Source organism: Amycolatopsis acididurans, from assembly GCF_012328925.1.
GTDB lineage: Bacteria > Actinomycetota > Actinomycetes > Mycobacteriales > Pseudonocardiaceae > Amycolatopsis_E > Amycolatopsis_E acididurans.
Map to the genome: position 1 here is coordinate 239,260 of NZ_JAAXLS010000006.1, position 15,023 is coordinate 254,282.

Below are 15,023 nucleotides of genomic sequence, written 5' to 3' on the forward strand. Positions count from 1 at the left end.
ACGACCCGGCGTTGTCCAGGTCATCTGTGACTTGAACTTTGAGTAATGTAGAGCTTTGGGGTGGGAGGGTTCGTGGACAACACGTGGGCGTTGCTGAGTTCGGCGATGCGCGGGCAGGACACACCGAAGGGCCTGACGCCGGGCACCGTGCGGCGGGTCGCCCGGTTCGCCCGGCCGTACTGGCGCGGCCTGGCCGTCTTCCTGGTGCTGACCGTGGTGTCGGCGGTGATCGCGGTGACCACGCCGCTGCTCGCGGGCAAGGTGGTCGACGCGATCGTCGCGCGCCACGGCGCGGGCATCGTGATATTGCTGGCGATCGTGGTCGCCGTGCTCGCCGTCGCCGACGCCGGGTTCGGGCTCGTCGAGCGGTGGCTGTCCGCTCGCATCGGGGAGGGCCTGATCCTCGATCTGCGGCGCGCGGTGTTCGAGCACGTGCAGCGGATGCCCGTCGCCTTCTTCACCCGCACCCGCACCGGCGCGCTGGTGAGCAGGCTGAACAACGACGTCATCGGCGCGCAGCGCACCTTCACCGCGACACTGTCCGGGCTGGTCACCAACGTGATCCAGCTGGTGCTCTCGCTCGCGGTGATGATGACGCTGTCCTGGCAGGTGACCGCGCTCGCGCTGGTGCTGCTGCCGGTGTTCGTGCTGCCCGCGCGGCGGATGGGGCGCAGGATGGCGAGCCTGCAGCGGGAGTCCGCGCAGCTCAACGCCGGGATGACCACACAGATGACCGAGCGGTTCTCCGCGCCGGGCGCGACGCTGGTGAAGCTGTTCGGGCGGCCGAAGCTGGAGGCCGACGAGTTCGGTGCGCGCGCGGGCCGGGTGCGTGACATCGGGGTGCGCACCGCGATGCTGACCCGCTGGTTCATGACGAGCCTGACCCTGGTCTCGGCGCTCGCGCAGGCGCTGGTGTACGGGCTCGGCGGGTATCTCGCGATCCGCGGGCAGCTGGAGCCGGGCACGGTCGTGGCGCTCGCGTTGCTGCTGACCAGGCTCTACACCCCGCTGACCGCGCTGGCCAACGTGCGGGTGGACGTGATGACCGCGCTGGTGTCGTTCGAGCGGGTCTTCGAGGTGCTCGACCTCAAGCCCATGATCACCGAGAAGCCGGACGCGCGCGCCGTGCCCGACGGCGGGGTTTCGGTGGAGTTCTCCGACGTGCGCTTCAGCTACCCGGCGGCCGAGAAGTTCTCGCTCGCGTCACTGGAAGATGTGTCCACTTTGGATGGCCGGGGTGGGGACGAGGTGCTGCACGGGATCAGCTTCCGTGCCGAGCCGGGCCAGATGGTCGCATTGGTCGGTTCCTCGGGTGCCGGGAAGTCGACGATCGCCTCGCTGCTGCCGAGGCTCTACGACGCCGATTCCGGTGCGGTGCGGCTGTCCGATGTGGACGTCCGCGATCTGTCGTTCGAGTCGATCCGGTCGGCGGTGGGTGTGGTGACGCAGGACGGGCACCTGTTCCACGACACGATCCGGGCGAACCTGGAGTACGCGCGGCCGGGCGCCGGCGAGGACGAGATCTGGGACGCGCTGGAGCGGTCGCGGCTGGCGGAGCTGGTGCGGTCACTGCCGGACGGGCTGGACACGCTGGTGGGGGAGCGTGGATACCGGCTGTCCGGCGGTGAGCGGCAGCGGCTGACGATCGCGCGGCTGCTGCTGGCCCAGTCGAGGGTGATCGTGCTGGACGAGGCGACGGCGCACCTGGACTCGGAGTCCGAAGCGGCGGTCGGGGAGGCGCTGACCCACGCGCTGGCCGGGCGCACCGCGCTGGTGATCGCGCACCGCTTGTCCACGGTGCGGGCGGCGGACCAGATCCTGGTGATCGAGGCGGGCCGCGTCGTGGAGCACGGCACGCACGAGGAACTGCTCGCCGCCGGCGGCCGGTATGCGGAGCTCTACCACACCCAGTTCGCGGAGGAGCCCGCCGCGGCCTGAGGCGGCTCAGCGCAGCGCCGGAACGCGCGGCAGATAGCGCTCGAACAGTGCCGCGTTGGCCTCGTCGCCGCCGGAGACGTTGGAGCTGCGCCAGAGCGGGACGTCGAAGTCGGCCATCGTGCCGAGCTGGGCCAGAACGCAGTTCCACAGGAAGGCGTTGAGCACCGTCGACAGCGCGGCGGTGCGCGGCGCGTCCGGCGGGAAGCTCGCGTCGCCCGGCCGCACGCCCGTGTCGAGCACGACGTCGGCCTGCTCGGGCAGCGTGCTCGCCGCGCGGCGCGGTGCCTCGGTGGCCGAGGCACGGGAGGTCACGGCGAGCACCGGCGTCCCGGCCGCGCAGGCGGCCATCGCCAGTTCGACGGGGTAGGGGTTCACGCCCGAGGTCGAGAAGACGACCAGCACGTCGCGGGGCGTGAGTGCGTCGCCGAGTACCTCCGCCGCCAGGCCACTGCGCCGCTCCGCACCGGTACTGGCTCGCGCGCCGTGCAGCGGCAGCAGCTCCGGGTGGTACAGCGGGTACACACAGGCCAGCCCGCCCGCCCGGTAGAACGTCTCGGCGACCGCCGCGAGCGAGTGGCCCGCACCGGCGGTATAGACCAGTCCGTCCGCGCGCACGCAGGCGAGCACGAGCTCCGCGGCCTGCCGGATTTCCGTGCCATTGCCCGTTTCGGCGTCTCGTATCGCCCGCGTCACCAGGTCCCCGATCACCTGAGCGACCCTATCGGGAAGAAACCGCGCGCGGGTGCGTTGATCAGGATGTGACCGATCCGCGACCGAGCCTGACCACGTGGGCGGCGCAGGGCCCCGTCCGCGCCGTGACGCTGGTGCTGCATGGCGGCGCCGAAGCCGGTCTCTCCCAGGTGCGCCCCTGGGGGCTGGCCTACCTGCGCATGGTGCCCATCGCCCGCGCGCTCCACGGGGCCGTCGCTCCGCACGGCGTCGAGGTCCGGCTGCTGCGCAACCGCGTCCGCGGCTGGAACGCCCCCACCATGCACCCGGTCGCCGACGCCCGGTGGGCGCTGGAGCGCATTCACGCCGAACGCCCCGGCCTGCCGGTCTTCCTCGTCGGGCACTCGATGGGCGGCCGCGTCGCGCTGCGGGTCGCCGACGATCCGGCCGTCACCGCCGTCTGCGCCCTCGCCCCGTGGACCCCGGCGGGCGAACCGGTCGAACCGGTCAAGGAGCGCTCCGTCGTCATCGCGCACGGCACCCTCGACCGCATCACCAGCCCCGCCGAGTCCTATGCCTTCGCCGACCGCGCACAGCACCTCGCCGCCCGGATCGCCCGTTTCGAGCTGATGTCCGAGGCGCACGCCATGCTTCTGCGGCCCGGCGTGTGGAACGCCCTCGTCCGCGAGTTCGGTCTGGACGCCGCCGGGGTGCGCCCGCTCACAGCCTGGGAGACCCCACCCGACCAGCGGCTACGCCTTCCGCGCTGATCGCGCACAACCCTTTCGGGGTGCTAACCGTCCTTATCGTGGAGGTTTGCGGTTCACTAGGGGCCGCACACCAGTGATCGGGAACGGTGGAGACGATGACCTACGGCGGCGACTACCCCTCGCGTCCGCGCGGGCCACGCCAGCACCAGCAAGCACAGATGATGCCGCTGCCCGGCAGGCCGGCGCCGCAGGGCACCAGAGCGATGCCCGCGCAGCCGCCGCAGGGCCCGCCCCCGCGGCGCCTCGGCGACGGGGAGTATCCGCAGCCGCCGCGGCCCCGCCGCAAGCGCAAGTTCGGCATCGGCAAGATCCTGCTCTCTCTCGTACTCGCCTTCGTGGTGTTCCTCGTCGCCGTGTGGATCTACCTGGACAGCTCGATCAACCGGGTTCAGGCGCTCGCCGACTACAGCGGCCGCCCTGCCGCGGCCTCCGGCACGAACTGGCTGGTCATCGGCTCGGACAGCCGGGACGGGCTGACCCCGCAGCAGGAGCAGCAGCTCTCCACCGGGGACAGCGCGGCCGCGGGCACCGGTTCGCGCACCGACACGATCATGATCGCGCACCTGACCGACAACTCCACCAAGCCGACCCTGCTCAGCCTGCCGCGCGACTCGGAGGTCTCGATTCCCGGCCACGGCAAGGGAAAGATCAACTCCGCGTTCACGCTGGGCGGTCCGACGCTGCTGGTGAAGACCGTCGAACAGGCCACCGGGCTGCGCATCGACCACTACGCCGAGATCGGCTTCGGCGGCTTCGCCAACATCGTCGACGCCATCGGCGGGGTCGACATGTGCATTCCGAAGGCAATGCACGACGACTACACCAACATCAGCATCCCGGCGGGCTGCCAGACCCTCGACGGGCCGCACGCGCTCGGCTTCGTGCGGATGCGGCACAGCGATGCGACCCCGCGCTCGGACCTCGACCGGGTGGAGAACCAGCGCAAGTTCATCGGTGCGCTGGCCAGCCAGATCGCCTCGCCCGGCGTGCTGCTCAACCCGTTCCACTTCTTCCCGCTGCTGTCCTCGGCGCCCGACGCGCTGACCATGGACTCCGGCGACCACCTGCAGAACCTGCTGGCGCTCGCCTGGTCGATGCGCGGCATTTCCAGCGGCGGCGTGGTCACCACGACCGTTCCCGTCACCTCGGCGTCGGCGGAGAACTGGGACAAGACCAAGTCGAAGCAGCTTTTCGACTCGCTGCGTAACGACTCGCCGATCCCGGACAACGTCATCAGCAACTAGGACCGCCGATCACGAGAAAAGCCGATGCGCGGGACCTCGTGCCCGCGCGATGATTCGGCGCATGGAGCCCGCGGAGACCCTGTCCGACGGCGAGATCAGGCTGCGCCGGTGGCGGCGCGGCGATGCCCGCACCGTGCACCGCGTTGTCAACGCGTCGCTCGATCACCTGGCGCCGTTCATGCCGTGGGCGGTCGGAGGTTACAGTCGCGCCGACGCGGCCGACTTCATCCGGTCCTCCGACGAGGAATGGCGCGCGGGCAAGGCGTTCTCCTACGCCGTGCTCGGCGCTCGCGGCGAGGTGATCGGCAGTTGCGGCCTGATGCGCCGCATCGCCGAGGGCGGGCTGGAGATCGGGTACTGGCTGGCCCGCGAGCACACCGGCCGGGGCATCGCGACCCGCGCGGCCCGGCTGCTGACCGACGAGGCGTTCCGGATCGGCGCGCGGCACGTCGAGATCCACCACGACCCCGCCAACATCCGCAGCGGGCTGATCCCGGAGCGGCTCGGGTACACGCGGATCGGCACCATGCCGGCCACCCAGCCGGGTGGCTCCGCGGGCACCGGGAAGCTCGTCGTCTGGCGCGCAGAGGTTAACGGTTGCTAACGTAGGTGCCCGGTCGATCGCCAAAGGGGGCGAGCTTGGACACCGACGCCGACACCCTGCGCCCGGAAATCGCCTTGTCCTGGCGCCGGTCCGAACTGAGCGGGCTCACCCCGGCCAGTTCGCTCGACACGTTCACCGTCGCCGACTACGACCGGCGCAGTCGCCTGGTCGTCGCGGCCGACCCGGTGCTCGACGAGGCGGCGCGCGAACTCGCGGGCACGGCGTTCAGCCTCGTGCTCGCCGACCGGGACGCCTGGATCGTCGACCGCCGCTACGGTGCGCGGCAGGCCGAGTCGGTGCTGGACAGCATCGGCGCCGTGCCGGGGCGGCGGTTCACCGAGGAGACCACGGGCACGAACTCGATCGCGACGGTTTTCGAACTGCGCCGCGGCCTGTCCGTGCACGGCAACGAGCATTTCATCGAGTCGCTGAAGCAGTTCGCCTGCTACGGCCATCCCATCACGCATCCGGTCACGCACCGGCTCGAAGGCGTCCTCGACATCACGTGCCCGGCCACCCAGGACAATCCGCTCCTGGCGCCGTTCCTGCGGCGTGCGGTGGTCGATATCGAGCAGCGGCTGCTGGAGGGTTCGCGCGCCGCGGAACAGCGGATGCTGGCCGCCTACCAGGCGGCCGCGCCCGGCCGCTCGCGCGCGGTGCTGATGCTCGGTGAGGACGTGGTGCTGGCCAACGCGGTGGCGACCGACCTCCTCGACGCGGCCGACCACGCCGTGTTGCGCGGGATCGCGATGGACGCGCCGTTCGGGGTGCGGCAGGCGCGCGAGGTCGAGCTGTCGTCGGGACGCGTGGCCGCGGTGTCGTTCGAGCGGATCACCGGTGCCTCGGGCGTGCTGTTCGAGCTGGACCTCAGCGAACGGCGTCCCATTCCGCGGCGCAGCCGACCCGCCGAGCCGGATCTCGCCGGGTGCCGTGCGCAGCGGGTCAACGTGCTGATCAGCGGTGAACCGGGCACCGGACGGTCCACGGCGGCCCGTGAGCTCGCGGGCGACGAGCCCGTCAAGGTGCTCGACGCCGCCGAAGCCGGGCCGTGGCCGCCGGACGCGCTGACCGCCGAGGGACTGCTGGTGGTCGAGAACATCCACCTGCTGTCCGAAGCGCTCGCCGCCCGCATCGCGTCCACAATGGACCAGCGGTGGGTGGTCGTGACCTCGCCGCCGGTCGCGGACCTCACCGGATCCGCCGCGGACCTGGCCAGCAGGTGCATCGTGCGGCGCGAACTGACCCCGTTGCGTGCCCGGCGAGACGAGCTGCCCGGCCTGGTGACGGGTATGCTCGGCCGCCTCGGCGTGCGCAACACGCTCCGCTTCGCGCCGCGCACGCTGGAAACGCTCGCCGCGCAGGACTGGCCGGGCAACCTGCGCGAGCTGTACGCGCTCGTCAGCCATGTCGTGCGCACCCGCCGCGTGGGCGACGTGTTGCCGCAGGACCTGCCCGAGTCCTATCAGGGCAGCCCGCGTGCCCGTCAGCTCAGCCCGATCGAACAGCTGGAGCACGACGCGATCATCGCGGCGCTGCACGCGTGCGGCGGGAACAAGGCACATGCGGCCAAACGGCTCGGCATCAGCAGGTCCACATTGCACAGACGAGTGCGCAGCCTCGGGATCTGATCAGGCTCGGCGAACCGGTTGCCGCAGAACGGTCCTGAGCCTGGGCTGTTGGCCATGGCGATCAGGACACGGGCCCGCGGCGGCGTCAGCGCCGTCAGCGCCTCCCGGGTGGCGGCGGCACAGGCCTCGTGGCCGGAGGGCGTGGCGCGGAATGTGGCCCGTGACTTCGGGGACGAGGCGGCACGGGCCGTTTCGAGCAGGCCGCGCTCGGCGACACTGTGTCAACCTGACACAGTTAGCGTCGGCCTCCTGCCGCCACGCTTGCCGTGATGGCACCTGACAAGGAGGTTGGTGTGACAGCGGTAGCGGATCTGACCGTCGGGCAGCAGGCGCGGGACTTCGTGTCCGGCACCAAGAACATGCTGATCGGCGGGCACTGGGTGACCTCGGCCTCGGGCCGGACGTTTCCCACCTTCGACCCCGCCACGGGGGAGAAGATCACCGACGTGGCGCACGGCGGCGCCGAGGACATCGACCGCGCGGTGGCCGCCGCGCGGCGGGCGTTCGAGGACGGGCCGTGGGCGCGCACGACGCCGTCGGAGCGGCAACGGCTGATCTGGCGCGTCGGCGATCTGCTCCTGGCGCGGGCCGAGCAGTTCGCGCAGCTGGAAGCCATCGACAACGGCAAGTCGGTCGCGGTCGCGCAGGGCGTGGACGTCGCGTGGGCCGCCGACATCTTCCACTACTACGCCGGCTGGGCCACCAAGATCGAGGGCCGCACGATCACGCCGTCCGTGCCGTGGATCCCCGGCAGCCAGTGGCACGCCTACACGTTGCGCGAACCGGTCGGGGTGTGCGGGCAGATCATCCCGTGGAACTTCCCGCTGGTGATGGCCGCGTTCAAGCTCGCGCCCGCGCTGGCCGCCGGCAACACGGTGGTGCTCAAGCCCGCCGAGCAGACCCCGCTGACCGCGTTGCTGCTCGGGGAACTGTTCTGCGAGGCCGGTTTCCCCGACGGCGTGGTCAACGTCGTCACCGGTTTCGGCGACGCCGGTGCGGCCCTCGCCGCGCACGACGACGTGGACAAGATCGCGTTCACCGGCTCCACCGAGGTCGGCAAGAAGATCGTCGACGCGGCCAAGGGCAACCTGAAGAAGGTGTCGCTGGAGCTGGGCGGCAAGAGTCCCAACGTGGTCTTCGCCGACGCCGATCTCGACGCCGCGATCCCCGGCTCGGCCAACGCCTGGCTGTTCAACCACGGCCAGTGCTGCGTCGCGGGCACGCGCCTGTTCGTCGAGGACCGCGTCTTCGACGAGTTCACCCAGGGCGTCGCGGAGTTCGCGAGCAAGGTCAAGATCGGGCCCGGGCTCGACCCGGCCACGCAGCTCGGACCGCTGGTGTCACAGGAGCAGCTGGACCGCGTCACGAGCTATCTCACCCAGGGTCTGGCCGACGGTGCTCGCGCGCTGACCGGCGGAAAGCGTTACGGCGACTCGGGTTTCTATGTCGAGCCGACCGTGCTGGTCGACGTGCACGACGGGATGAGCGTCGTGCGCGAGGAGATCTTCGGCCCCGTCGTCGCGGCGATCCCGTTCTCCGCCGAGGAAGGCGTGTCGATCGCGGCCAACGACAGCGAATACGGTCTCGCGGCCGGCATCTGGACGCAGGACATCTCCAAGGCGCACCGCGTCGCGAAGCAGATCAAGGCCGGCAGTGTCTGGATCAACTGCTACAACGGCTTCGACTCGGCCATCCCGTTCGGCGGCTACAAGCAGTCCGGCTGGGGCCGCGAACTCGGCGCCGAAGCCATCGACCTCTACACCCAGACCAAAGCCGTCAACGTCGCGCTCTGAAGGGAAAACCCATGAAGGTCAAAGCAGCCGTACTCACCGATTTCAAGAAGCCCTTCGAGATCACCGAACTCGACCTGGACGGGCCGCGCGAGGGCGAGGTCCTGATCCGCTATGTCGCGGCCGGGCTGTGCCATTCGGACCTGCACCTGACCGACGGCGACCTGCCGCCGCGGTTCCCGATCGTCGGCGGGCACGAGGGTGCCGGCATCATCGAGGAGGTCGGGCCCGGCGTCACCAAGGTCAAGCCCGGCGACCACGTGGTGTGCAGCTTCATCCCGAACTGCGGCACGTGCCGGTACTGCGCCACCGGGCACCAGAGCCTGTGCGACATGGGTGCCACGATCCTGGAGGGCAGCTTCCCGGACGGCAGCTTCCGGTTCCACAGTGGAGGAACCGACTACGGGCAGATGTGCATGCTCGGCACTTTCGCCGAATACTCTACGATCTCGCAACACTCGGTGGTCAAAGTGGACGAGAACCTGCCGCTGGAGTCGGCGGTGCTCGTCGGCTGCGGCGTGCCGACCGGATGGGGCACGGCGGTGTACGCCGGTGACGTACGTGCCGGGGAAACCGTTGTGGTGTACGGGATCGGCGGTATCGGCATCAACTCGGTGCAGGGTGCCGCGCACGCCGGCGCGAAGAACGTGATCGTGGTGGATCCGCTGGCGTTCAAACGGGACACGGCGATGAAACTCGGCGCCACGCACGCCTTCGCGACCGCCGAGGAAGCGCAGGCGGCGCTCGTGGACCTCACCCGCGGCCAGGGTGCGGACAAGGCGCTCGTGACGGTCGGCGTGGTGGACGAGACCGTGATCTCGGCGGCGTTCGACGCGGTCGGCAAGGGCGGCATGGTCGTCGTGACCGGTCTCGCGGACCCGGCGAAGGCGACGATCCACGTGTCCGGCGCCGTGCTGACCCTATACGAAAAGACCATCAAGGGCAGCCTGTTCGGCTCCGGCAACCCGCAGCGCGACATCCTCAAGATGCTCGACCTCTACCAGGCGGGCACCCTGAAGCTGGACGAGCTGGTGACGAACACCTACCGCCTCGAGGACGTCAACCAGGGCTACCAGGACCTGGTCGAGGGCAAGAACATCCGCGGAGTCGTCGTCCACGGCTCCTGACAGCGGTCGTCCTGCGCGCTCAGGTCCCTCAGGCGGCCTGGGCGCGCAGGATTTCCAGGGCCTTGTCGGCGTGCACGGCCATGCGCACCTCGCTCTTGATGACTTCCAGCACGCGCCGGTCGGTGCCGATCACGAACGTCTGGCGGCGCGTCAGCAGCGGGCCGAACTTGCGCCGCACCCCGAACTGCTTGGCGACCTCGCCGTCGGGGTCGGACAGCAGCGGGTAGTCGAAGCCGTGCTTGGCCGAAAACTCCTGCTGCTTGCTCACGTCGTCGGGGCTGATGCCGAGGCGTTGCGCGCCGACCTCGGCGAACTCCTTGGCCAGATCCCGGAAATGGCAGCTTTCCGCGGTGCAGCCCGCCGTCATCGCGGCCGGGTAGAAGAACAGCACCACCGGGCCCGAGGCGAGAAACTCCGACAGCGAACGCTTCTCGCCCTTGTCGTCGAGCAGCGTGAAGTCCGGAGCGAGATCTCCCTTGTCCATGACCGACCCTATCCCTTCAGGCGCTCGATGAGCTCGTCGACTTCGTCGTCGGTGGCGGATTCGAGGACGAACGGGCCCCGGCCGGCGATCACCCCGTACGCGCGCAGCCGCTCCGCGTGCCGCTCGTCGCGCACGCCCTGCGCGCCGATCCGCAGGTCCAGCTCCCGCGCCCGTGTGATCAGCTGCTCCAGATGCCGCACGGCGGCCGGGTCGGGCTCGTCCTCGGCGAGCGCCTCGACGACCGATCCGGCCAGCATCACGACGCGCACCGCGAGATCGTGCTGAGGGATCAGCTCCAGATCCGCGGAGCCGGTGACCGTCAGGACCATCTTCGCGCCGAGATCCGACAGCACGGACAACGATTCCAGCACCTCACCGCGTGGATCGGTGATCGAACGCGGATCGGTGCACAGCCGCAGCGCCGACGCCGGCAGTTCGTGCTTGTCGAGCTGTTCCTTGATCAGGCGCACCAGGTCCGGGTCGATCGCGAGCCTGCCGGGCAGGCTGATGCACACGTCCGGCGCCGCCCCGCCGTACCGCTCGTGCCACCGTGCGGCCGCGGCGAGCGATTCGGTGAGCAGCCACTTGCCGAGCGGGATCGTCATCCCGGTGGTCTCGGCGAGCGGGAAGAAGTCTTCGGCTTCGAGCTCGCCCTGTTCCCGGTGGTTCCACCGCAGCCCCGCGTTGACGGCGGCGATCCCGCCCGCCGCGCCCAGCTCCACCGTCGGGTGGTAGACGAGCGTGAACTCGCCGTGCTCCAGGGCGCCCGCGATCTCCGCGCCCAGCCGGTACCGTGCCCGGTCCCGCGCGTCGAGTTCGGGATCGAAGAGCATCCACTGCGCCTTGCCCGCTTCCTTCGCGCGGTGCAGGGCGATCTCGGCGGCTCGTTGCAGGTCTTCCGGGCCACCCTCGGCCGCGTCGCGGACGACGATGCCGACGCTGGCGCTCACGCCGACCCCGTGGTCGTCGAAATAGATGGGCTCGGCGAGATCTTCGAGCGCCCGTTCGACGAGCGCGATGACCTCGCCCGCGGACAGCTGCCCGCGCAACAGGATCGCGAACCCGTCGCCGGACAGCCGTGCGACGAGCGCTTCGTGCGTGGTGAAGACGTCACGCAGCTTGCGGGCGATCTCGCGCAGGATCTTGTCGCCGATGCCGGCGCCGAGTCCGTCGTTGATGACCTTGAAGCCGTCGATGTCGAGGTAGATGAGCGCGATCTTGCCGTGCGAGGTGGGCCTGAGCGCGTTCTCGAGCATCGTGTGGAAGCGCGAGGAGTTGGACAGGCCGGTGAGCGGATCGTGCACGCTCTGGTGCCGCAGCGTTTCCTGCAGTTCATGGACCTCGTTGGCGTCCATCACCATCAGCACGGGGAAGGTCACGCCGGGGGTGTCGCCGGGCAGCGCGGCCAGCGTGATGTCGGCGTAGACGGGCGCGTCGTCGGCGTGCGCGAGCTGCACCCGCTGGCGGTAGGGCTCGCCGTCGGAGTCCTCCAAGTCGTCGAGACCGCTACGCAGCCGCGAGGCGTCCCGGTCGGAGAAGCAGAGGTCGGTGAGCTTGCGGCCGCGCAGATCGTCGGGCTTGTGGCCGAGGAACGAACCGAGCGCGCTGTTCGCCTCGACGATCACGCCGTCGGGACCGGCCAGCGCGATGCCGACCGGGGAAGTGGCGTAGAGCGCCGTGAAGCGGCGGACCGCGGCCTCACGAGTGGCCTCCGCCTTGGCTACGGCATCGTGGACGACACCGGTCAGCATCTCCTCGAGCCGCTGGGAGGGAAGCGATACCCCATCCGTGTTGGCCAGCCTCGCCGCCCACCGCTGGACGACGTCCGCCAACCCTGGCGCTGCACCAGGCTCCGGCACACTTCACCTCTTACTCGACGAACAAAGGGCAGCTCAGCCGGGTGCGGGTCGCACACAACCCGTGCCCGGCCGATGCCGACCCGGAGTCATGTCACGCCACCACTTCGGCAACTGCACTGTCTACCGGCTGAACGAGTGATGATCAGTGTAGATGCGGTCACTTTTCGTATTTGTTTTGGCTGCCGCGGCGTGTCGCGGTGAGGCGCACAGGTAGCCCGTCCACGGGAACCGGCAGTGACACGTAGTCCCAGCGCAGGCGGTAGTTCGCGGGCACCGTCCACCGGTAGGCACGCAGCATCTCGTGCAGTACGGCCTTGACCTCGTAGGTGCCGAAGTGCAGTCCGATGCACTTGTGCGCACCGCCGCCGAACGGCATCCAGGCGAACCGGTGCGACTTGTCCTCGCGACGGCCTTCGGCGAACCGCTCGGGGTCGAAGGCATGCGGGTCGGTCCAGTGCTCCGGCGAGAAGTGGTTCGTGCTGGGGCTGATGCTGACCATCGTGCCCGCCGGGATGTAGTGGCCGAGCACCTCGACGTCCTTGACCGCCTTGCGGGGCAGGGACGGGACCGGGGCGGTCAGGCGCAGCGCCTCCTTCATCACCAGGTCCAGGGTGGTGAGCTGGTCGAGCGCGGCGAGGTCGGGCAGGTCGTCGCCGAGTGCGAGCGACTCCTCGCGGGCGCGTTCCTGCCACTCCGGATGCTTGGCGAGGTGGTAGGCGACGGCGGTGCTGGTGATGGTCGTCGTGTCGTGCGCGGCCATCATCAGGAAGATCATGTGGTTGATGACGTCTTCGTCGCTGAACTGCTCGCCGTCGTCGCCGGTGGCGTGGCAGAGCGCGGAGAACAGGTCGACCCCGTTCGCGCGGCGCTTGGCGGGCAGGTTTTCGGCGAAGTAGCGCTCGAGGAGCTTGCGGCCGTGCAGCCCGGCCGCCCAGCGCCCGCCCGGCACCGGGAACCGCACGAGCGCGGTCGCGGCGCGTACCGAGTCCACGAAGGCGCGGTTGATCTTGGCGGCGTCGCGGTCCGGCGGCATGTCCATGAACACGCGGGTCGCGACGTCGAGGGTCAGCCGCTTGAGGGCCCAGTAGAGCCGGGGCCGGGACTGGGCGCCCCAGGCCGCGACGCCGTCGCGCAGTACCGGGCCGAACTGGCGGGCGTATCCGGCGAGGCGGTCGCGGGTGAAGGCCTCCTGCATGATGCGGCGGTGCAGGAGGTGCTCCTCGAAGTCGAGCAGCATCAGCCCGCGGTGGAAGAAGCGTTCGATGAAGAATTTCCAGCCCTCCTGCGAGAAGGCCTTGTCCTTGTTCTGCAGGCCGATCTGCGTCGCCTCGGGCCCGCCCAGCACCGCGATCTTCTGGCCGAACGCGCCCATCCACGACACCGGTCCGTAGGTCTCGAACCGGTGGATCGCGAACTCGTAGCCGAAGCGCATCGATTCGAGGGAGTGCCCGACGACGGGTGCGCCGGCGTCGCCGAGGACCGGTGCGAGACCGCTGCCCGGTGGCGGGGAGGCGAGTTCCCGGACCGGCCACCGCTGCTTGAGCAGCCGGCGATCGAGCGCCCGTGGCAGCGGAATGGACGTCAAGGGCGGTACCCGTTCGCGGCTGACCACTTCATGCCTCCTCGCACGCTTTGGCTACTCCCCAGTACCTTCCCGCATCGACCAGCCGCGCGGCAAGGGGGAAGGTACGGAAACGTACCGGCCCGGCTTGGGTGTGACATGCAGGGGTTGGGGTGCACGGAATTCCCGGCTCGGGTGCCCGGACGGCTGGGCTCGGGCGCAGGGAATCCTGGACTCGGGCGCAGGGAATCCCGGACTCGGGCGCAGGGAATCCCGGACTCGGCCGCGCGGACGCCTCGACTCGGCCGCAGGGAACTCCGGACTCGCGGACCGCCGGACTTGCGCGCACGGAACTCCGGACTCGGGCGCGCGGAACGCCCGACTCGGGCGCGCGGACGCCTCGACTCGGCCGCAGGGAACTCCGGACTCGCGGACCGCCGGACTCGCGGGCACGGAACGCCCGACTCGGGCGCGCGGAACGCCCGACTCGCGGGGGTCAGGGGTGCCAGGGGAGGTAGCCCGGGAGGTCGTTGTTGACCTTCAGGGTGAACTCCGGTGGGCGCTTTTCGAAGAAGGACGCGATGCCTTCCACCGCGTCGGCGTGTTGCGGGAGTCCGGCGATGAGCTTCGAGTCCAGTTCGTGCACCGGGAACGGCGACTCGGCGGCCGACATGCGATACAGCAGCTGGCGGGTGATCGCCACCGACACCGGCGCCGTGTTGGCGATCAGGTCGCGGGCGAGTTCGTAGGCCTTGTCCAGTACCTCGTCCGGCTCGTACACCGCGTGCACGAGGCCGGCCTCCATCGCCTCGTCCGCGCCGAAAACCCGGCCGCTGAGCAGCCAGTCGGCCGCTTTGCCCATGCCGACGAGCCGGGGGAGATACCACGCGGAGCCGCCTTCGGGGAAGATGCCGCGGCGCACGAAGACGAAACCGAACTTCGTGTCGCTGCCCGCGAGGCGGTAGTCCGCGGCGAGCGTGATCGTGATGCCCGCACCGACGGCCGCACCGCGCATCGCGACGATCACCGGCTTGTTCATCGTGTAGATCCGTTTCGAGCAGCGGCCGGCCGGTTCCTGCCATGGCCCCTGCGACGCCCCGAAGTCGAAGCCGCCCGCCGAGAGGTCCGCGCCGACGCAGAACTTGTCGCCCGCGCCGGTGAGCACGGCGACCCGCACGTCCTCGTCCTTGTCCGCCCGGTCGAACGCGTCGGCCAGCTCGTCGGACATCGTCACCGTGTAGCCGTTGCGGGCCTGCGGGCGGTTCAGCGTGATGGTCGCGATGCGGTCGGCCACCGCATAGGTGATCTCGGAGTACTCGGTCACGTCTCTCCCTAGTTCGGCAAAACAA

General features: G+C 70.1%; 12 protein-coding genes. 7 read left to right on the forward strand and 5 right to left on the reverse strand.

All coding sequences use genetic code 11. The features are described 5' to 3' along the window. Nucleotides 1–72: 72 nt before the first annotated feature. On the forward strand, nucleotides 73–1,938 hold the full coding sequence (locus HFP15_RS12895) for an ABC transporter ATP-binding protein (protein WP_168515010.1): 1,866 nt from the start codon (nucleotides 73–75) through the stop codon (nucleotides 1,936–1,938). 6 nt (nucleotides 1,939–1,944) lie between these two features. On the opposite strand, the gene HFP15_RS12900 is transcribed toward HFP15_RS12895, so the two are convergent. Then, nucleotides 1,945–2,643, reverse strand: a complete 699-nt coding sequence (locus tag HFP15_RS12900) for a sugar isomerase domain-containing protein (protein WP_376768868.1) — start codon at nucleotides 2,641–2,643, stop codon at nucleotides 1,945–1,947. A gap of 53 nt (nucleotides 2,644–2,696) precedes the next feature. On the opposite strand from HFP15_RS12900, the gene HFP15_RS12905 reads away from it, so the two are divergent. The 6 genes from HFP15_RS12905 to HFP15_RS12930 all read left to right on the forward strand — a co-directional run bounded on the left by HFP15_RS12905 (nucleotide 2,697) and on the right by HFP15_RS12930 (nucleotide 9,770). After that, on the forward strand, nucleotides 2,697–3,377 hold the full coding sequence (locus HFP15_RS12905; RefSeq protein ID WP_168515014.1) for an alpha/beta hydrolase: 681 nt from the start codon (nucleotides 2,697–2,699) through the stop codon (nucleotides 3,375–3,377). Between the two features lie 95 nt (nucleotides 3,378–3,472). After that, nucleotides 3,473–4,621, forward strand: coding sequence for an LCP family protein (locus HFP15_RS12910; protein ID WP_168515016.1), 1,149 nt, complete (start codon nucleotides 3,473–3,475; stop codon nucleotides 4,619–4,621). Between the two features lie 61 nt (nucleotides 4,622–4,682). Beyond that, the gene (locus HFP15_RS12915) at nucleotides 4,683–5,225 is read left to right on the forward strand and encodes a GNAT family N-acetyltransferase (RefSeq protein ID WP_168515018.1); all 543 of its coding nucleotides are present in this window, start codon (nucleotides 4,683–4,685) and stop codon (nucleotides 5,223–5,225) included. A gap of 35 nt (nucleotides 5,226–5,260) precedes the next feature. Beyond that, nucleotides 5,261–6,853, forward strand: a complete 1,593-nt coding sequence (locus HFP15_RS12920) for a sigma-54-dependent Fis family transcriptional regulator (protein WP_168515020.1) — start codon at nucleotides 5,261–5,263, stop codon at nucleotides 6,851–6,853. Nucleotides 6,854–7,212: 359 nt separating this feature from the next. Next, on the forward strand, nucleotides 7,213–8,646 hold the full coding sequence (locus HFP15_RS12925; protein WP_246271656.1) for an aldehyde dehydrogenase family protein: 1,434 nt from the start codon (nucleotides 7,213–7,215) through the stop codon (nucleotides 8,644–8,646). A gap of 11 nt (nucleotides 8,647–8,657) precedes the next feature. Further along, nucleotides 8,658–9,770: an NDMA-dependent alcohol dehydrogenase gene (locus HFP15_RS12930; protein ID WP_168515024.1), complete on the forward strand. Its 1,113-nt coding sequence runs from the start codon at nucleotides 8,658–8,660 to the stop codon at nucleotides 9,768–9,770. Nucleotides 9,771–9,798: 28 nt separating this feature from the next. Here the strand turns inward: HFP15_RS12930 and HFP15_RS12935 are convergent, their stop codons facing one another. The 4 genes from HFP15_RS12935 to HFP15_RS12950 all read right to left on the reverse strand — a co-directional run bounded on the left by HFP15_RS12935 (nucleotide 9,799) and on the right by HFP15_RS12950 (nucleotide 14,998). Continuing rightward, nucleotides 9,799–10,254, reverse strand: coding sequence for a peroxiredoxin (locus HFP15_RS12935; RefSeq protein ID WP_168515026.1), 456 nt, complete (start codon nucleotides 10,252–10,254; stop codon nucleotides 9,799–9,801). 8 nt (nucleotides 10,255–10,262) lie between these two features. Continuing rightward, entirely contained in the window at nucleotides 10,263–12,086 is a 1,824-nt protein-coding gene (locus HFP15_RS12940; RefSeq protein ID WP_246271626.1) for a putative bifunctional diguanylate cyclase/phosphodiesterase, read from the reverse strand. A 184-nt stretch (nucleotides 12,087–12,270) separates the two neighbouring features. Continuing rightward, nucleotides 12,271–13,725 carry a cytochrome P450 gene (locus HFP15_RS12945; protein WP_168515028.1) on the reverse strand — a complete coding sequence of 485 codons (1,455 nt, stop codon included), beginning with the start codon at nucleotides 13,723–13,725 and terminating at the stop codon, nucleotides 12,271–12,273. 445 nt (nucleotides 13,726–14,170) lie between these two features. After that, nucleotides 14,171–14,998, reverse strand: coding sequence for an enoyl-CoA hydratase-related protein (locus HFP15_RS12950; protein ID WP_168515030.1), 828 nt, complete (start codon nucleotides 14,996–14,998; stop codon nucleotides 14,171–14,173). Between the last annotated feature and the right edge of the window lie 25 nt (nucleotides 14,999–15,023).